The 18,840-nt window shown below is 44.5% G+C and carries 17 protein-coding genes; 1 reads left to right on the forward strand and 16 read right to left on the reverse strand.

Annotation, left to right across the window (positions count from 1 at the left end):
• Positions 1-45 precede the first annotated feature (45 nt).
• Positions 46-567, forward strand: coding sequence for a DUF721 domain-containing protein (locus tag PR766_RS09400; protein WP_006661161.1), 522 nt, complete (start codon positions 46-48; stop codon positions 565-567).
• A 36-nt stretch (positions 568-603) separates the two neighbouring features.
• On the opposite strand, the gene lpxC is transcribed toward PR766_RS09400, so the two are convergent.
• The 16 genes from lpxC to mraZ form a co-directional block, all read right to left on the reverse strand.
• Positions 604-1,521, reverse strand: coding sequence for a UDP-3-O-acyl-N-acetylglucosamine deacetylase (lpxC, locus tag PR766_RS09405; protein ID WP_006660764.1), 918 nt, complete (start codon positions 1,519-1,521; stop codon positions 604-606).
• Between the two features lie 99 nt (positions 1,522-1,620).
• Positions 1,621-2,778 (reverse strand): cell division protein FtsZ, encoded by a 1,158-nt coding sequence (gene ftsZ / locus PR766_RS09410; protein ID WP_006660763.1) that lies wholly within the window; start codon positions 2,776-2,778, stop codon positions 1,621-1,623.
• 57 nt (positions 2,779-2,835) lie between these two features.
• Positions 2,836-4,092: a cell division protein FtsA gene (gene ftsA, locus PR766_RS09415; RefSeq protein WP_006660762.1), complete on the reverse strand. Its 1,257-nt coding sequence runs from the start codon at positions 4,090-4,092 to the stop codon at positions 2,836-2,838.
• A 44-nt stretch (positions 4,093-4,136) separates the two neighbouring features.
• Positions 4,137-4,952 (reverse strand): cell division protein FtsQ, encoded by an 816-nt coding sequence (gene ftsQ / locus PR766_RS09420; protein ID WP_006660761.1) that lies wholly within the window; start codon positions 4,950-4,952, stop codon positions 4,137-4,139.
• A gap of 1 nt (position 4,953) precedes the next feature.
• Complete coding sequence (locus PR766_RS09425) at positions 4,954-5,874, reverse strand: D-alanine--D-alanine ligase (RefSeq protein ID WP_036968218.1); 921 nt, start codon at positions 5,872-5,874, stop codon at positions 4,954-4,956.
• Positions 5,875-5,876: 2 nt separating this feature from the next.
• Complete coding sequence (gene murC / locus PR766_RS09430; protein ID WP_006661159.1) at positions 5,877-7,340, reverse strand: UDP-N-acetylmuramate--L-alanine ligase; 1,464 nt, start codon at positions 7,338-7,340, stop codon at positions 5,877-5,879.
• 73 nt (positions 7,341-7,413) lie between these two features.
• Complete coding sequence (gene murG, locus PR766_RS09435; RefSeq protein ID WP_006661158.1) at positions 7,414-8,490, reverse strand: undecaprenyldiphospho-muramoylpentapeptide beta-N-acetylglucosaminyltransferase; 1,077 nt, start codon at positions 8,488-8,490, stop codon at positions 7,414-7,416.
• Positions 8,487-9,680, reverse strand: a complete 1,194-nt coding sequence (gene ftsW / locus PR766_RS09440; RefSeq protein ID WP_006661157.1) for a cell division protein FtsW — start codon at positions 9,678-9,680, stop codon at positions 8,487-8,489. The genes murG and ftsW overlap by 4 nt, the downstream gene beginning before the upstream one ends.
• Positions 9,680-11,005 carry a UDP-N-acetylmuramoyl-L-alanine--D-glutamate ligase gene (murD, locus tag PR766_RS09445; protein ID WP_006661156.1) on the reverse strand — a complete coding sequence of 442 codons (1,326 nt, stop codon included), beginning with the start codon at positions 11,003-11,005 and terminating at the stop codon, positions 9,680-9,682. Before murD ends, ftsW begins: the two co-directional genes overlap by 1 nt.
• 1 nt (position 11,006) lies before the next feature.
• Entirely contained in the window at positions 11,007-12,089 is a 1,083-nt protein-coding gene (gene mraY, locus PR766_RS09450; protein ID WP_006660755.1) for a phospho-N-acetylmuramoyl-pentapeptide-transferase, read from the reverse strand.
• Positions 12,083-13,441, reverse strand: a complete 1,359-nt coding sequence (gene murF, locus PR766_RS09455) for a UDP-N-acetylmuramoyl-tripeptide--D-alanyl-D-alanine ligase (protein WP_154630477.1) — start codon at positions 13,439-13,441, stop codon at positions 12,083-12,085. Before murF ends, mraY begins: the two co-directional genes overlap by 7 nt.
• Positions 13,438-14,925 (reverse strand): UDP-N-acetylmuramoyl-L-alanyl-D-glutamate--2,6-diaminopimelate ligase, encoded by a 1,488-nt coding sequence (gene murE / locus PR766_RS09460; RefSeq protein WP_006661154.1) that lies wholly within the window; start codon positions 14,923-14,925, stop codon positions 13,438-13,440. Before murE ends, murF begins: the two co-directional genes overlap by 4 nt.
• Complete coding sequence (gene ftsI, locus PR766_RS09465; RefSeq protein WP_006660752.1) at positions 14,912-16,678, reverse strand: peptidoglycan glycosyltransferase FtsI; 1,767 nt, start codon at positions 16,676-16,678, stop codon at positions 14,912-14,914. Before ftsI ends, murE begins: the two co-directional genes overlap by 14 nt.
• Before the next feature lie 12 nt (positions 16,679-16,690).
• Positions 16,691-17,011, reverse strand: a complete 321-nt coding sequence (gene ftsL, locus PR766_RS09470; RefSeq protein WP_006660751.1) for a cell division protein FtsL — start codon at positions 17,009-17,011, stop codon at positions 16,691-16,693.
• Complete coding sequence (rsmH, locus tag PR766_RS09475) at positions 17,012-17,965, reverse strand: 16S rRNA (cytosine(1402)-N(4))-methyltransferase RsmH (protein ID WP_036964135.1); 954 nt, start codon at positions 17,963-17,965, stop codon at positions 17,012-17,014. It lies immediately after the preceding gene.
• A gap of 2 nt (positions 17,966-17,967) precedes the next feature.
• A complete protein-coding gene (mraZ, locus tag PR766_RS09480) occupies positions 17,968-18,426 on the reverse strand; it encodes a division/cell wall cluster transcriptional repressor MraZ (protein ID WP_006661153.1) in 459 nt (152 codons plus the stop codon).
• Between the last annotated feature and the right edge of the window lie 414 nt (positions 18,427-18,840).

An 18,840-nucleotide genomic window follows, 5' to 3' on the forward strand; every position in this document is an offset into this window, starting at 1 on the left:
TTATGTCCTAACATCGTTGGCGAAAGCGCAAAATGAGAGTTCACAATGAGAGATAGTCATCCACAAGCACTTTTCGATGTTCTCGAAGAGTCTCTGGCTAAAACATCAAACACTTTACAAACCATTCAGCGAAATGCAAAAGCTATTCTAAAATTGAATCGAGTTGTAAAAAGCTTGCTGCCAGCGGAAATTAAACCGATGTGTCGAGTAGCAAACTATCGAAATAACATTATGGTTATCGAAGTGGCTAATGCCAGCTGGATGACCCGCCTTAATTATGAAAGAACAAATCTTCTTTCTGCGTTAAGGTCATCTATTCTACCATCTTTATCTTCCATCGACATCAGAATCAATCCTGATCTTATACGAAAATCCAAGCAAAATAGCTCATTGAATAAGCAATCAGTGAATCAAAAGGAAAATCGTAATCAAAGACAGATTAGTACACAAACTGCTGAGCAGTTATTAAGATTAGCAGAAAAGAGTCCGAAAGGATTAAAAGAGAGGTTTGAGCGGCTGGCTGCATTAGCCGGAGAGAGTACTAATGCAACCAACAGAAAAGGCTAGCTCTGACTAGCAGAGATAGCCGCATAATAGAAACTATTATGCGAATACAGTCGAAGGCGCTTTGAATGCCAGAGGTAATTCAGCTTCGTCTTCAAAGGTTACTAAATCCCAAGCAGACTCTTTAGCAAGAACCGCTTGCAATAGTTTATTATTCAATGCGTGACCCGATTTAAATGCAGTGAATGCACCAATAATGTTATGTCCACACATGAATAAGTCACCAATTGCATCAAGCATTTTGTGACGAACGAATTCATCTTCAAAGCGTAAACCATCTTCGTTGAGAACTTTGTAGTCATCAACGACGATAGCACAGTCAAAACTACCGCCTAAGCATAGGCCTTTCGATTGCAGATATTCAATGTCACGCATGAAACCGAATGTACGCGCGCGGCTAATTTGGTTTACAAAAGATTCCGCTGAGAAATCCATTGCATAGCGTTGCGTGCTGCTATCAATTGCAGGGTGTTGAAAATCAATAGTGAAATCAAGGCTAAAGCCATTGTATGGGGACATTTCCGCCCACTTATCACCATCTTCAACACGTACAGTTTCTTTAATGCGTAAGAATTTCTTCGCACAATTTAATTCTTCAATACCGCCATCGAGCAGTAAGAAAACAAACGGTGCAGCACTGCCATCCATAATCGGGATTTCAGGCGCATTGACTTCAATAACAATGTTATCGATACCTAACCCTGCTAAAGCAGCATTCAAATGCTCAACAGTTGAAATACGTACGTTATCTTCGTTGACTAAGCAAGTACATAACATAGTATCGCGAACTGATTTCGCATCTGCCGGAAAATCTACCGGTGGATTAAGGTCAGTACGACGGTAGATGACCCCGGTATTGGCCGGTGCCGGACGTAAAGTAAGCGTAACTTTCTTGCCGGTATGTAAACCAACACCAGTCGCTTTAATAATACGTTTAAGTGTCCGTTGTTTGATCATCGTATTTTCTCGCAATGTTATAAGTCCTACTGGCTATCTTAATTGATAACCAGTAGAAAATTTTAGCACAAAAAGCGGAAAAACCAATATAATTAAAAATTAATCGGCCTGTTTACGCAAGAAAGCTGGGATATCTAAATAATCCGGCTCTTTATTTGCTTGCGTATTTTGGTCGTTAACGGCTTTTGCAGCTGGTTTTTCATCATTTAATGAAGACATGCTATTTTGCATTTGCTGATAGCGCTGCTCCATAGAAGTTTGCTGAGACATTTTATTGCTCACTAAAGTAATTTCTGGACGTTTGTCCATGCCAATACCTGTAGCAACAACAGTCACACGCAATTCTTCGTGCATTTCTGGGTCTAAAGAAGTACCGATTACGACAGTCGCATTATCAGATGCGAATGCACGAATGGTGTTACCCACTGTTTCAAACTCATCCAAGCGCAGGTCGAAACCAGCAGTAATGTTGACAAGAACACCACGCGCACCTGACAGGTCGATGTCTTCCAGAAGAGGACTAGAAATAGCCATTTCAGCTGCTTCTTCCGCTCTATCTTCGCCACGAGCCACACCTGAACCCATCATCGCATAACCCATTTCTGACATTACTGTACGCACGTCAGCAAAGTCCACGTTCATTAAACCTGGACGAGTGATCAGTTCAGCGATACCTTGAACTGCACCTTTTAATACGTCATTTGCCGCACCAAAAGCATCCAGCAAAGAGATACCACGACCAAGTACTTTCAGTAGTTTGTCGTTAGGGATAGTGATCAGCGAGTCAACATGTTTAGACAGCTCAGTGATACCCGCTTCCGCGAATGCCATGCGCTTTTTGCCTTCAAAGTTGAATGGCTTAGTCACAACAGCAACAGTCAGGATACCTAATTCTTTAGCAACTTCAGCAACAACTGGAGCCGCACCAGTACCGGTACCACCGCCCATACCCGCTGCGATAAACACCATATCTGCGCCATCAAGAGCATTGCGCAGTGCTTCACGGTCTTCTTCCGCCGCGTTACGACCAACTTCAGGGTTTGCCCCCGCACCCAGACCTTTCGTAATACCTGTACCGATCTGAATGGTTTGTCCGACTGCGGTTTTACGCAAAGCTTGTGCATCAGTGTTGACAGCAAAGAACTCAACACCTTCGATGCGCTCGCGTACCATGTGTTCAACGGCATTTCCGCCGCCGCCGCCAACGCCGATGACTTTAATCACCGCATCGTTGGTTAGCTCCATTGGTTCAAACATAATGTCTCTCCGTTTTGTGCTTACTATTGAAGCTAATAATATGCTTCTAAATAAAAATTAAAATTCTTTTCTCAACCAGCTGGTGAGCTTACTAAACCACCCGCTAACTGAAGCACGTTTTTCCGTTTCGGTATCATCGCCAAGATGGCTTTCTTTACCGTAATGCAGAAGCCCTACCGCTGTGGAATAGTATGGCTCCTGAGCATAATCCGTTAATCCTGTTATATTAAGTGGGGTTCCAATTCTGACTTGCGTATGAAACACTTTTTGAGCGCATTCAACTAGCCCATCAATCTGTGCTGCACCACCCGTCAAAACTATCCCAGCCGCTAAGTGGTGTTTGACACCTTGCAGGCGTAACTGTTCCTGTAAATTTAAAATTTCTTCATTGACTAAATTTAACAGCTCAGTATACCGTGGCTCAATCACTTCTGCTAAGGTTTGACGCTGTAAACTTCTTGGAGGACGACCGCCTACACTCGGCACTTCCACCGTTTCATCTTTACTCACAATCGAACCAACTGCACAGCCGTGACGTACTTTAATCGCTTCTGCATCCGTTGGAGGTGTTCCAAAAGCGTAAGCGATATCGCTTGTAACCACATTTCCTGCGTATGGGATCACTTTGGTATGACGCAAAGCACCACCCGTATAAACCGCCATGTCCATTGTGCCACCGCCGACATCAACAACACAGACACCTAATTCGCGTTCATCTTCTGTGAGGACACTGTAGCTTGCTGCTAGACCGGCAAAAATAAGCTGGTCAACTTTTAATCCGCAACGCTCAACTGCTTTCACGATATTCTTCGCCATATCGTTATGGCAAGTGATTAGATGAACTTTAGCTTGCATACGAACACCCGAAAGACCGACTGGGTTTTTAATACCTTCTTGGTAGTCAATTGCAAATTCTTGCGGGATAACATGCAGAATTCGGTGTTCGTCTTTAACTCGGACAGATTTTGCCGTATGAACCACACTATCAACATCTTCTTGGGTCACTTCTTCTTCTGAAATTGGCACCATACCAATTTCATTTTGGCAACTCACATGTTTACCTGATAATGCAAGGTAAACAGAAGAGATTTGGCAATCTGCCATTAATTCAGCTTGGTCAATCGCTCTTTGGACGCATTTAACAACCGACTCAAGGTCGTTAACGCCACCTTTGTCCATTCCGCGAGATGGACAGCTTCCCACCCCAATAATATTAACCATACCATCGGGCAGAATTTCACCTACAAGGGCCGACACCTTGGAAGTTCCAATTTCAAGGCCTACCACTAATTTTCTGTCCGTTGCTTTAATCATTTGCTTCTGCCTATTTGCCTAATTTGAGTTTTTAGCAATTTGTCTTATTGGAAGCCTTGCGGTGCGTCAACTAATAGAGGCGCCCACCCCACCGCTGCTCCACTGGTATAACGCAAGTCGACATAATCGACGCGCTTATCAGTCGTTTGCTGTAAAAGCGGATAAAGCTCGAGAAAACGGTTTAACCGCTCTAACACATCTTTTTTCCCAAGTTCGACTCTTACATCATTATCTAAAATAATTTGCCATGCATGGCGCGCTGTCATAGAAACGGATTTTAGTTTCAAGTTATTTTTAGCCAAAATACCACTTAACACAGCAAATTCTTTCAAAACTTCTGTTTGGCTACCTTGCGGACCATACAGCATCACATAATCACCTTTACCATTTTGGCTAGGTGGAAGGGTAAAAACGCGCCCTTCTTGATCGACCATATTTTGGTCATTCCATCTTGCGTAAGGCTTATATTCCGCAATATGGATTTTTAATTCATCTGGCCACTGTTTGCGCACAGTAACTTGTCGGATCCAAGGCATCATGCTGATTTGATTCTGAATTGCATTAACATCCACCGTCATAAATGTTCCTGGCTGACCTAATGATAAAATCGCCTTTCGAACATCGTCGTTTGTGGTGTAATTGCGTTCTCCAGTCAATATCAGTTTGGACATAGGCAGCCTATCGGCATCCTTCATCCAGTTCATCACAGTCCAGCCGCTCCATACAATGGTGCCGACAACCATGAGGAAGAAAATCAATCCGCTCAAAAACGCCCCATTGCTGGGTCTTGAGCGCGGGTCTTCATCTTGCTGACCGCTATTATGATTATGGTGCCTTACGTTTAACGCTGCCTGTGACATATTAACTAGCCAATTCCAAAATTCGTACCACTAACTGCGAAAAATCCATACCCGCTTGACGCGCAGCCATTGGGACTAAACTGTGACTGGTCATTCCCGGTGAAGTATTAACTTCAAGTAAATAGAATTCGCCATCACTATCTTGCATCACATCAACGCGCCCCCAACCACGGCAACCCACTGCCTGATAAGCTTTCATCGCCATATCCGCAAGTTTTGCCTCGAGGTCATTCGTTAATCCACTTGGGCAGAAATATTGAGTCTCATCGGACAGATATTTTGCTTCATAGTCATAAAAAATACCCGGTGGTTGAATACGGATAGAAGGTAGAACTTCATCACCTAATACTGCCACCGTATACTCTGGACCACTTAACCACTTTTCAATCAATAACGTATCGTCAAATTGGAAGGCTAACTCAATGGCTTCTGGTAATGCATCCAGAGAATCCACTTTACTCATTCCAACACTGGAACCTTCCAAACTCGGCTTAACGATTAACGGCAATCCTAAGTGCTTAACTTGCTGAGCTAGTTGCTCTTTTTTAATATTAGTATATTTCTGCCTGTTAAGTGAAATATATGGAGAAACACTTAGACCCGCACCTTGCCAGAGTTGTTTGGTGCGCAGCTTATCCATACTCAGCGCAGATGCCATAACGCCACTACCTGTGTATGGAAGCCCCATAAACTCAAGCATGCCTTGTATCGTTCCGTCTTCTCCGCCACGACCATGCAAGGCAATAAACGCTTTATCAAAACCAGCTTCTTTTAATGTCACAACAGGAAAATCTTGGGTGTCAATTGGATGGGCATCAATGCCTGCTTGACGTAATCCCGCCAAGACCGCATTACCTGACTGAAGTGAAACTTCACGTTCAGCGGATGTGCCTCCAAATAGAACCGCAATTTTTTCTGTCATGCTTATTCCTCAACCATTGGTGGTTGTAACTTCGTTTCTGCTAGGTTTTTGGCTATTTTACCAATATTTCCTGCGCCTTGAACTAAAATTAAGTCGTTATCATCAAGAACTTGAGCCAGCATATGTGAAACTTGTTCTGGTTCTGCAACAAAAATTGGGTCAACCTGCCCACGACTGCGAATTGTACGGCACAATGAACGGCTATCAGCTCCCGGTACAGGCTTCTCACCCGCAGAATAAACTTCCAGCATCAGTAGGACATCAACCTGCCCCAAGACATTCGCAAAGTCATCATATAGGTCACGAGTTCGTGTATAACGGTGTGGCTGGAATACCATGACGATACGCTTATCTGGCCAGCCAGCTCGCGCTGCTTTAATGGTGGCATCGACTTCAGTTGGGTGATGACCATAGTCATCAACTAGCATCACGTCGCCTTCTTTCCCATTCACATTACGCAACGCATAATTACCTAAGAAATCAAAGCGGCGACCTGTGCCTTGGAATTCAACCAGTGCAGACAGAATGTGTAGATCATCGATACCCTCTTCGGTTGCCACCGCAACCGCGGCAGTAGCATTGAGCGCATTGTGACGTCCCGGTGCATTCAGAACAACAGTCAGCTCAGGCATTCCTTCACGCGCAATGGTGAAGAAACCTTGATTCCCTTTTTGCTCGTATTTAGTGATTCGTACATCAGCGTCTTCACTAAAGCCATAAGTCGTAATGTAACGACCAATTTTAGGTAATAATGAGCGAATAACAGGATCATCGATACACATGACTGCACGACCATAAAATGGCAAGTTATGCAGGAAGTTAATGAATGTATCTGTCAGGTTTTCAAAATTACCCTGATAGGTATCCATATGATCAGCTTCAATATTTGTCACAACAGCAACTAATGGCTGTAAATGCAAGAAAGAAGCATCACTTTCATCCGCTTCCGCAATTAAGTAGCGACTACTACCTAAACGTGCATGAGTCCCCGCTGATTTAACGAGTCCACCATTAACAAATGTTGGGTCTAAACCAGCTTGTGCATAGATTCCAGAAATCATCGCCGTTGTGGTAGTTTTACCGTGAGTGCCTGCGACTGCAATACCGTGACGGTAACGCATTAATTCAGCGAGCATCTCTGCACGACGGATGACCGGAATACGTAATTCTTTAGCAGCTTGAATTTCTGGGTTCTCAGCAGAAATCGCCGTGGAAACCACAACCACACTCGCATTTTCAACATTTTCAGGGCGATGATTAAAATAAATCGTTGCACCCAATTCAGTTAATTGCTGAGTGACTGCGTTCGGGGCAAGATCTGAACCACTAATTTCATAACCTTCGTTAGCCAACACTTCAGCGATACCACCCATGCCAGCACCGCCGATGCCGACAAAATGAATGTGCCGTACTCTACGCATTTCTGGCACTGATGTTCTTAATTTCGCTAACTGTTGTGTATTCACTGTATTTCCGCTTCTCTGTAAATTCTGTCTACATTCTATTTTGTAAGATGCACGCTATTTTGCGAGGCTTATGCTATTTCTTCGCTACATCGCAAATAACCGCAGCAACACGCTCGGTTGCATCAGTGATGGCACAGCTATAGGCTTTCTCTGCCATCGATAATAATTCGGTTCTATCCCACTTATTGAGTAACTCAGCAACGGCTTCCGCCGTAAATTGTGGCTGTTCAATAATTTTAGCTGCACCTGCTTGTTCCAGAGGCAGCGCATTCCAATACTGTTGACGGTCTTTGTGCTGGAAAGGAACAAAAATCGCAGGTAAACCTGCCGCCGCAATTTCGCTGACAGTTAATGCACCTGAACGACACACCACAATATCAGCCCATGCGTAAGCTTGTGCCATATCATCAATAAATTCAGTCACTTTAAACTCAGAATCGCCTGAATTTTGCAAAAAATCATTATACAATGCTTCTGTCGATTCCTTACTGCCTTTTCCAGCCTGATGCCAGATATTTAACTGTTTGCTTACTTTTCCAGCAACTAATGGCATGACTTGATTTAAAATTCGAGCTCCTTGACTTCCACCCACAACTAATACGCGTACCGCGCCATCGCGCCCTGTTAAACGCTCTTGTGGTGCTGGTAATGCCAATACATCCTCACGTACAGGGTTACCCACAACAGGCGCATTAGGAAAGGCACCAGGGAAGGCTTGCAAAACACGTTTAGCGATTTTTGATAACCATTTATTGGTTAATCCAGCAATGCCATTTTGCTCATGCAAGACAACAGGGACACCACATTGCCAAGCAGCAATACCACCAGGACCAGAGACATATCCGCCCATCCCCAAAACCGCATCGGGTTGGTAGCGCTGAATAATGCTTTTCGCTTGACGAATCGCTTTGTAAATCCGCCAAGGTGCTCCCAGTAACGCACCAATGCCTTTGCCTCTTAAACCTGAAATTTGGATAAACTCAATATCAATACCATGTTTAGGCACCAAGGTTGCTTCCATACGATCAGCAGTACCTAACCAGCGGATTTCCCAACCTTGAGCCTGCAAATAATGCGCCACAGCTAAGCCGGGAAAAACATGTCCCCCAGTTCCGCCTGCCATAACGAGTAATTTTTTTGCCTGACTCATTTGGAACTCCTTACAAACGCCTGAGCTTTCTCAAGTCGTGTTTCATAATCAATTCTAAGTAACACAGCGATCGCCGCTGACATCACTAATAAACTCGATCCCCCGTAACTAATCAGTGGGAGAGTTAGACCTTTTGTTGGCAACATACCCGCAGCAGCACCAACGTTAACTAATGCTTGGAAGGTAAACCAAATACCGATAGCACATGCGAGATAACCACCAAATAATTGTTTGGTCAGTAGCGCTCTACGCCCCACCATCATCGCTCTAAATGCCAACATAAAGACCATCAGTAAAACCAGTACGACGCCCACATAACCAAGCTCTTCGGCGAGTACGGAGAAAATAAAGTCGGTATGCGCTTCAGGTAAGTATTCTAGTTTTTGTACTGAGTTACCCAAACCTTGTCCTAAGAGCTCCCCTCGACCAAATGCCATCAGTGACTGTGTTAGCTGATATCCACTACCAAACGGGTCATCCCATGGATTTAAGAATGACGTTACGCGGCGCAAACGATAAGGCTCGAAAACAATTAAAGCCAGTACCCCTACGCCACAAGCTGCGATACCAATAATAAATGGTGCTAAACGAGCTCCCGCTAAGAACAGTAATCCCAGCGTTGTCACAACCAGTACAACCACCGTTCCTAAATCCGGCTGTAACAGTAGCAGCAACGCCATCATGATCAAAATACACATCGGTTTTACAAAACCAAAAAACTTGGTGCGTACCTCGTCTGACTTACGGACTAAATAACTGGATACATAGCAAAACAAGGCAAATTTTGAAATTTCGGCGGGCTGAATTTTCACAATACCAATGTCAATCCAGCGCGATGCCCCGTTAACTGAGCTTCCCGCAACTAATACCACCGCCAACATGGCTAACGCGCCCATCAGCAAGATAAAACTGTATTTTTCCCATGTTGCCATTGAGACACGCATCACTCCTAAAGCAAGGAGGAATGCGACAACTAAATACACCACATCACGTTTTGCAAAATAAAATGGGTCATCGGTTAACCGCTGCCCGACTGGCATTGATGCGGATGTCACCATAATGAAACCAACTGCTGCCAAACCGAATGCTAACCAAACCAATGTACGATCGTAGAGTGTCGAGCCTGAAATCACGCCATTCTTTTCACCGATGATCCAGTTTTTTAAACGCAAAGCACCCGGTATGGTCATTAACCTAACTCCTTAGCGAGCTGAGCAAACACATCACCACGTTGCTCAAAGCTTTTAAACTGATCTAAGCTGGCACATGCAGGGGATAACAGCACCATATCGCCCGATTTCAAGAGCGGCGCAATTTGGCGCATACTCTGTTCCATCGTCTCAGTCAGCACTGATTTTTCAGGCGCTAACTGCGCGAGTTGCTGGCCATCACGACCGAAGCAGTACAAGCGGTAGTTATCCGCCGCAATATACTTTTTCAATGATGAAAAATCGGCTGATTTACCATCACCACCTAGCAATAGATAGACAGTCCCATCCACGTGCAATCCATTGAGTGCGGCTTCGGTACTGCCCACATTGGTCGCTTTTGAGTCATTAATCCAACGTACACCACGATTGAATAAGACCAACTGGAAACGGTGCACTAAACCGGCATACTCTTTTAAAACTTGAATGCTCGCTTCACGAGGAATTGCAACGGTATCTGCTAATGCTAATGCCGCCAACGCATTCATATAGTTATGCTGCCCCGTCAAATGCATTTGTGTTACATCCAGCACCACTTCACCTTGAGCCACTAAAACACGTTTTTGAGTATCAAAGTAATAATCGCCACTGTTTAAACCAAAACTTGTGCATTGACTTAACTCTTGGTGATGAGGAAGCGTTAACGGATCCTGCGCATTCACAATGCAATGCTTTGCATTATCATAAATACGTAGTTTTGCCGCACGGTATTGCTCAAGCCCCAATGGGTAGCGATCCATATGATCTTCAGTCACATTCAACACGGTCGCAGCCGCTGCTCGTAGGCTAGACGTAGTTTCTAATTGGAAGCTAGACAGTTCCAACACAAACAGGCTATGCCCTTGATTGAGCAAAGAAACTGCAGGAATACCGATATTTCCGCCCACACCAACGGAAATTCCAGCTGATTTCGCCATTTCTCCCACAAGGGAAGTTACCGTGCTTTTACCATTAGAACCTGTGATTGCGACGATTGGTGCATCTGCTTCACGACAAAACAGCTCAATATCACCAACAATTTCAATACCATTTTTTGCAGCTTCTTGTAGCTGTGGTGTTGCTAGCGCAATACCTGGGCTCGCTACAATCAAATCAGCATGTTGCAACCATTCATTGTTCAGGCTGCCACGATGGCAGGCAACCTGTTCAGGGAGTTTATCAACACCAGGTGGCACAGCACGGGTATCCATCACGCGAGGTACAACCCCACGAGCAAGGAAAAAGTCAACGCAGGAAAGCCCAGTTAATCCTAAGCCAATTATCACGACGTTTTTACCCTGATACTGCTGAGCCTGTGAATGTACCATCTTAACGCACCTTCAATGTTGCCAGTCCAATCAGAACTAACATAAGAGAGATAATCCAGAAGCGCACAATAACGCGTGGTTCTGGCCAACCTTTCAATTCATAGTGATGGTGAATTGGTGCCATACGGAAAATGCGTTGCCCACGTAATTTGAATGAGCCCACTTGTAAAATCACCGACAATGTTTCAACGACAAACACACCGCCCATGATCACTAATAAGAATTCTTGGCGTAGCAGAACAGCAATAGTTCCTAGCGCACCACCTAAAGCTAATGAGCCAACATCACCCATGAAAACTTGTGCAGGGTAGGTGTTAAACCATAAGAACCCTAAACCTGCCCCAACAATCGCGGTACACACAATCACTAACTCACCCGCATGTGGTAAGAATGGAATGTGCAGATAGTTAGCAAAGTTAACGTTACCTGTTGCCCATGCTACTAAGGCAAAACCCGCAGCAACAAACACGGTTGGCATGATCGCTAAACCATCTAAGCCGTCTGTTAAGTTAACGGCGTTACTGGTTCCAACGATAACGAAGTAAGCCAGTAAAATGTACAACACACCTAATTGCGGCATCACATCTTTAAAGAACGGAACAACCAGCTGAGTCGCTGGCGTGTCTTTACCAATGGCATACATAGAAAAGGCAACAACTAATGCAAGAACGGATTGCCAGAAATATTTCCAACGAGCAATCAAACCACGGGTGTCTTTTCTCACCACTTTGCGATAATCATCAACAAAGCCGACAATACCGTAACCCACTAACACCAGCAGCACACACCAAACATAAGGATTGTCTAAACGCGCCCATAACAGCACAGACATACAAATAGAAAACAGGATCAAAATCCCGCCCATGGTTGGCGTACCACGTTTACTGAAGTGAGACTCAGGGCCTTCATTACGGACAACTTGACCAATCTGCATTTTTTGCAGGTAAGCAATGAGATGTGGTCCCATCCACAAAGCAATAATTAATGCTGTCAGCAAACCGACAATGGCTCTGAACGTCAAATAGGAAAAGACGTTAAAAGCAGAAAATTTATGGACTAATAATTCGGCTAACCAGACTAACATTCGAAGCACTCCTTCAATGCATTCACAACATCTTCCATCGCGGAGCTGCGTGAACCTTTAACTAAAATAGAAACAACATCATTCTGCTGTGCTAGCGGAATTAGTCGGGTTAATAAATCTTGTTTCACTGTGAAGTGCTCACCGCGCTCGCTAGATTGGCTAATGATTTCGCTTAGCTGTCCAACACTCAGCACTTTATCTAAACCTGCTTGTTTCGCTGCTAAACCAACGCGCTCATGACACTCATGGGCGTAATCACCAAGCTCCCCCATATCGCCAGCGACTAAAATGCGATAACCTGGCATTTTTGCCAGTACATTAATCGCTGCAATCATTGAACCGTCATTTGCGTTATAGGTATCATCCAGCACCACTTTGGTATCGCTCAAGCGTACTGGGAATAAGCGCCCCGGTACTGCCTTTGTCGTCGCTATACCTTGCTTGATATCTTCTAAGGTTGCCCCTACAGAGATAGCTAATGCACTCGCGGCTAAAACATTCGCGATATTATGTACACCGGGTAATGGCAACGTAATTTCAACCTGCCCTACTGGAGTATGTAGTGTGAAATCCGTTGTGAGCTGTTTAATTTGAATATTGGACGGGTAAAAATCCGCTTTCTCAGTCAGTGAGTAATACCAAACTGTTTGGCGTGAACCAAACTGCCACTTATCTGAATAACTGTCTAAGTTCACAATCGCCGTGCCTTCTTCAGGCAAACCTTGGTAAATTTCACCTTTGGCTTTTGCGACACCTTCTGGAGAGCCAAAGCCAGCAAGATGAGCACCAAATAAATTATTGACGAGTGCAGTTTCTGGCTTAACGATATTGGTTGTGTATTCAATTTCATGTGGGTGATTCGCCCCCATTTCGATGACCGCAAATTGATACTCATCGGTTAAACGAAATAGCGTTAGCGGAACACCAATATCATTATTCAGATTACCTGCGGTATATAACGTGTTACCACGTTGCCCCAAAATTGAGGCTGTCATTTCTTTGACTGATGTTTTACCGGAAGAACCTGTCAGCCCTACCACTCTGGCTTTAGATTGTTGGCGAACCCATCCTGCAACTTGCCCCATGGCAATACGGGTATCTTCCACAATCACTTGCGGGCAATTAACGTCCAATTGGTGGTCAACTAACAGTGCTGTCGCGCCTGCCTCAACCACTTGACCGGCGAACTCATGAGCATCAAAACGCTCACCTTTTAAAGCAATAAACAGGCTGCTAGCTTCAATTTTACGGCTATCAGTGCTGACATTTAACAGAATCAGGTCATGATTAGTCGCATTAATAATGCGCCCTTGAGTCACTTGTGCCAGTTGGTTTAAGGTGATTGGGATCATGCCATCACCCCCAATAATCTCGCGACGGTTAAGCGGTCTGAATAATCTAAACGACGTGAACCAATGATTTGATAATCTTCATGACCTTTACCTGCCACTAAAATCACATCATCAGGCTGTGCTTGTAAAATCGTGTTAGTCACTGCTTCTGGGCGACCAGGGATGGCTAGAACTCGGCTAGAATCTAAAATACCTGCCATGATGTCATTAATAATATCCAACGGATCTTCGCTACGTGGATTATCGTCAGTGATCACAACTTTATCCGCATACTGCTCAGCAGAAGCCCCCATTAAAGGACGTTTCCCTTTATCTCTGTCCCCACCGCAACCGAATACACACCACAGTTTGCCTTTACAGTGTAAACGGGCTGCTGCTAGCGCTTTTTCTAAGGCATCCGGTGTATGAGCATAATCAACAACTACCGTCGGTTTACCCGTTACACTGAACACTTCCATACGCCCACAAACTGGCATTAGCGCATTGGTCGTGGCGAGGAGTTTTTCTAATGGGTAATCCATCATCAGTAGGGTTGCCATCGCCAGCAATAAGTTGCTTACGTTAAACGCCCCCATTAATGGACTTTCAAATGAACCATTACCCCAAGTCGACGCAAAATGAATCGTTGCACCTTTATCGTGGTAATCGACATCCGTTGTTTTTAACCATGGACCTTGCCAATTGGCAGGGATGCTATCTTCCATGGTCACTGCACAAGCTTGCGGTAAACGCTGTAACCATTTCAGTCCTACTTCATCATCGGCATTAATAATTTGAGTTTTTGTGTGATGAGTAGAGAACAGCAGCCATTTTGCGGCTTCGTAGTTTGCCATATCACCATGGTAATCAAGGTGATCACGACTTAAATTAGTGAAAACAGCCGCATCGAATTGTAATGCAGCAACGCGCCCTTGAACTAAGCCATGGGAAGACACTTCCATCGCGGTCAACGTGGCTTTTTTATTTAGTAATTGGGTCAGTTCCAGTTGAATATCAACCGCTGAGCCTGTGGTATTCTCGCTTGGAGAAACATGCCCCAGAATCCCATTCCCCACAGTCCCCATGACCGCAGAGGTTTCGCCTAACCCTTTTGCCCATTGAGCAATTAATTGCGTCGTCGTTGTTTTACCGTTAGTCCCTGTCACACCCACTAGTTTCATTTGGGAGGAAGGTTGATGGTAGAACTCACCCGCTAATGCAGATAAACGATTATTTAGGTCGTTAAGATAAATGACAGGCACACCATGAACAAAGCGAATTTCGCCTTCTTCAGCTTCGCCGTGTGCTTCTGCGATCACCGCAGAAACCCCTTGAGCGATAGCTTGAGGAATATAGTGTCTACCATCTGACTGATGGCCTTTTACTGCAATAAACAGATCACCCGCGGCAGCCTTACGACTGTCTAGCGTCATCTCTCGTAAAGAGATATTTGTTGTACTCACACCAAATGGGGCGAGGAGTTCACAAAGATTACGATCTGCCACTTTTAACCTCTTTTTGACTGTTCACGATTTCACTTTTATCGTCTGTTTGCAATGCATCTGGCTCCACATTCATGAGACGTAAAACCCCACCCATGATAGAACCAAAGATAGGTGCGGATACCGCACCTCCGTAGTACTTACCGGCTTTTGGATCGTTGATTAACACAACGAGCGCATAGCGCGGATTGCTGGCTGGTGCAACCCCGGCGGTATAAGCGATATATTCATTGATATAACGCCCTTCAGGTCCGACTTTCTTCGCGGTACCTGTTTTAATTGCAATACGATAGCCTTTAATTGCGGCACGCGTTCCCCCGCCACCAGGCAGAGCAACGCTTTCCATCATGTGCACGACAGTGCGCATTATTGGCTCTGGAAATACTCGGGTCCCCGGAACAGGCGGGTCGACTTTCGTAATCGATAATGGGCGATATACCCCAAAGCTACCGATCGTTGCATAGGCACGCGCAAGTTGTAATGGTGTTACCATTTGCCCGTACCCGAAAGAAAAGGTGGCCCTTTCTAAATCAGACCACCGTGTTTTTTTACTTGGAAAGATGCCACTACTTTCCCCGACTAACCCCAGATTAGTCGGCTTACCAAACCCAAAGCGGCTATACACGTCCACCAGCTCTGTGGCAGGCATCGCTAACGCTAATTTTGAAACACCAACGTTACTCGACTTCTGTAAAATACCGGTAATTGATAACTCTGCGTAACGCGCAACGTCTTTAATTTCATGTCCATTAACGCGGTACGGATAGGTATTCAAGACCGTATTTTCTTTAATAATTTTATTGTTCAACGCACTCATCACAACGAGTGGCTTCACAGTAGAACCTGGTTCAAAAATATCGGTGATAGCCCGGTTACGCATGGAGTCCATCGGCGTACCCGCAAGGTTATTTGGGTTATAGGATGGACTGTTTGCCATCGCTAAAATTTCCCCTGTATTCACGTCCACAAGGATAGCAACACCCGATTCTGCTTTGTTCTCTTGAACCCCTTTTGTTAGCTCACGATACACAATAGATTGAATGCGCTCATCAATACTGAGCATCAAGTTATGCGCCGCTTGGCTATCAACGGAGGAAACTGTTTCAATAACACGTCCATTACGGTCTTTACGTACCGTACGCTCTCCTGGAGAGCCTTTTAACCAACGATTAAAGCTTTTTTCTACACCCTCAATACCTTCACCATCAATATTGGTAACCCCTAATAAGTGGGCAGTGACTGGACCTGATGGATAATATCGGCGAGATTCTTTACGTAAATAGATCCCCGGAACTTTTAATTTGCGGACGTATTCACCAATGGAGGGGTTAACTTGACGAGCGAGGTAAACAAAGCGCCCTTTCGGGTTAGCTGAAATTTTAGTGGTAATTTGTTCAAGTGGGATTTCTAGTGCATCTGCGAGGGCTTTCCAATGTTCATCATTCGTGATCCCGCCTTTTTCAAAGACTTCTTTAGGATCTGCCCAGATAGCATTCACAGGAACACTCACCGCTAACTGACGCCCTTCTCGGTCACTGATCATACCGCGAGCTATCGAAACTTCTTGAACTCGAAGGGAGCGCATGTCCCCTTCTTTTACCAGTTTTTCTGGTGCAATAATTTGTAGGTACGCAACACGAGTCAGTAATCCTGCTAATGCCAACCCAATACATCCACACAACAAAACAAAACGCCAGCGAACAAAGCTGGTGACTTCTTCTGTTTTCTTGTTCTTAGCGGGTTTGGTTGCTTTCATTCTTAACCTTCGTTATTGCTTGGAAACAATAATGTTTTCTTGGGATGGCTCCACATGAACCATACGTAATTTTTCAACAGATAAACGCTCAACACGACTGTGGCTCGCCAACGCATTCTCTTCGAGGATCAAGTTGCGCCATTCAATATCAAGAAAGTCTTTCTCTTCATAAAGCTTATCTTTCGCGGCTGTCAGCAGTCGTGTTTCATGAGCGGTGGTGACCACAAACACAGCGCTAATGATTATCGCGGCTAACAAGATCATTGGAATAATCCCGTAGCGAAATAAATCGCGCCCAATAACCCTTGCTAGACTGTGTCTTTCTGGTGTCATTTACTCTACCGCTCTCTCTGCAAAACGTAACACCGAGCTACGTGCTCGTGGGTTTTCATCAATTTCTAACTCAGACGGTTTCATCTTGCCTAATGCACGTAATTTCGCCGCACCCAGCTCTTTGATTTGTGCCTCTGTTAACGGAATCCCCGCAGGAACAGAAGGTCCGGTACTATTTTGACGAATAAAGCGTTTTACTAATCTGTCTTCCAATGAATGGAAGCTAATCACCGATAAACGCCCTTCTGGTGCTAATACAGACATCGCGCCATTTAATGCTTTCTCAATCTCTTCCAACTCGCTATTAATATAGATTCGAATAGCTTGGAAGCTTCGAGTTGCTGGGTGCTTATGTCGGTCTTTAATCGGACTGACTTTTGCAATCAATTCAGCCAAATGGCGTGTGCGCGTTAAGGGCTCTTCTTCTGGATTATGATTACGCTCTACAATCGCTCTTGCGATGCGCTTTGAAAAACGCTCTTCACCAAATGTTTTCAATACCCATGCAATGTCATCCGCTTCAGCTGTCATCAGCCATTGCTGCGCTGATTGACCGCGGGTTGGGTCCATTCGCATATCCAGAGGTCCGTCACGCATGAATGAGAATCCACGCTCTGGATCATCTAACTGCGGTGAAGACACACCAAGATCCAGTAACACACCATCAATCTTGCCGGCTAAGCCTTCTTCCTCTACATAGTCTGCAATCGCTGAAAACGGACCATGCTTAATCATGAAACGCGGGTCATTAATCTCTTGAGCGGCTTTAATCGCTTCTGGGTCACGGTCAATCGCAATTAAGCGGCCTTGTTCTCCCAGTTGGCTTAAAATCAGGCGAGAGTGCCCACCGCGACCAAATGTGCCATCAATGTAGATACCATTTGGTTTGATATTTAAGCCATTTACTGCTTCATCAAGCAGTACTGTTACGTGTTTAAATTGCTGCTGTGTCATTGTTATAGTGACAAATCCTGTAGACGGGCGGACAGTGGTTCGTCGGCTTGACGTTCAGCAGCGATGTCATTTTCCACTTGCTGATACCACATTTGTTCATCCCAAATTTCAAATTTATTTATTTGGCCTACCAACATGACCTCTTTTGTTAGCCCTGCGTGTTGACGCAGCGTGCTAGCTAGCAAAAGACGTCCTGCATTGTCTATCTGACACTCACTGGCATGACCAAGTAAAAGGCGCTGTACTCGACGTTCTGCGGGATTCATAGTGGATAGCTTAGAAAGCTTTTCCTCAATGATTTCCCATTCAGGTAAGGTATAAAGCAATAGGCATGGCTGGTGAAGGTCAATGGTACATACCATTTGCCCTTTGGATTCCTCGCTCAGCATTCCTCGATAACGAGTCGGCACGGTTAGTCGCCCTTTGCTGTCGAGATTAACCAGTGTTGCCCCACGAAACATACCTGATTTATCCCCTTTATTTCCAACTGCCCCACTTTACCCCACAATTCTCCACTTATAAAGTTTACGAATGGTATGAAAACGTTGTCAAGCCAGCCGCACGTAGCTTTAGCTTTATTTACAGAACGTTTTAGAAAAGAAAAAGTTGGAAAAATTCTTACTTGGAAAGAAAAAGAGAAATAACGAGTTGATATAATTCACTTATTTTATAAAACGCAGGTAAAACATATTTAAATCTATTTCATTGCTGCAAAATCATACAAATTTGAGTAAATGATATATACGTCTCATTTTTAATCAGTTTATTTCGTGTCTATTCTTTACCTTTTGATCATCATTTATTGATGATTATTTAATCAAAACTACCAAATAATACGTATTTGCATATAAAACCATTGTATTTCAACAAATTAA

The organism is Providencia sp. PROV208 (assembly GCF_028479465.1).
Taxonomy (GTDB): Bacteria; Pseudomonadota; Gammaproteobacteria; order Enterobacterales; family Enterobacteriaceae; genus Providencia; species Providencia alcalifaciens.

Excerpts from the sequence above, each read along its gene's own strand:
- PR766_RS09400 (WP_006661161.1), top strand. The coding sequence starts at position 46 with ATGAGAGATAGTCATCCACAAGCACTTTTCGATGTTCTCGAAGAGTCT.
- rsmH (WP_036964135.1), bottom strand. The coding sequence starts at position 17,965 with ATGACACAGCAGCAATTTAAACACGTAACAGTACTGCTTGATGAAGCA.
- PR766_RS09425 (WP_036968218.1), bottom strand. The coding sequence starts at position 5,874 with ATGACAGAAAAAATTGCGGTTCTATTTGGAGGCACATCCGCTGAACGT.
- ftsQ (WP_006660761.1), bottom strand. The coding sequence starts at position 4,952 with ATGTCACAGGCAGCGTTAAACGTAAGGCACCATAATCATAATAGCGGT.
- ftsZ (WP_006660763.1), bottom strand. The coding sequence starts at position 2,778 with ATGTTTGAACCAATGGAGCTAACCAACGATGCGGTGATTAAAGTCATC.
- mraY (WP_006660755.1), bottom strand. The coding sequence starts at position 12,089 with ATGTTAGTCTGGTTAGCCGAATTATTAGTCCATAAATTTTCTGCTTTT.
- mraZ (WP_006661153.1), bottom strand. The coding sequence starts at position 18,426 with ATGTTTCGTGGGGCAACACTGGTTAATCTCGACAGCAAAGGGCGACTA.
- ftsL (WP_006660751.1), bottom strand. The coding sequence starts at position 17,011 with ATGACACCAGAAAGACACAGTCTAGCAAGGGTTATTGGGCGCGATTTA.
- murD (WP_006661156.1), bottom strand. The coding sequence starts at position 11,005 with ATGGTACATTCACAGGCTCAGCAGTATCAGGGTAAAAACGTCGTGATA.
- ftsI (WP_006660752.1), bottom strand. The coding sequence starts at position 16,678 with ATGAAAGCAACCAAACCCGCTAAGAACAAGAAAACAGAAGAAGTCACC.
- lpxC (WP_006660764.1), bottom strand. The coding sequence starts at position 1,521 with ATGATCAAACAACGGACACTTAAACGTATTATTAAAGCGACTGGTGTT.
- murF (WP_154630477.1), bottom strand. The coding sequence starts at position 13,441 with ATGATCCCAATCACCTTAAACCAACTGGCACAAGTGACTCAAGGGCGC.
- ftsW (WP_006661157.1), bottom strand. The coding sequence starts at position 9,680 with ATGACCATACCGGGTGCTTTGCGTTTAAAAAACTGGATCATCGGTGAA.
- ftsA (WP_006660762.1), bottom strand. The coding sequence starts at position 4,092 with ATGATTAAAGCAACGGACAGAAAATTAGTGGTAGGCCTTGAAATTGGA.
- murG (WP_006661158.1), bottom strand. The coding sequence starts at position 8,490 with ATGAGTCAGGCAAAAAAATTACTCGTTATGGCAGGCGGAACTGGGGGA.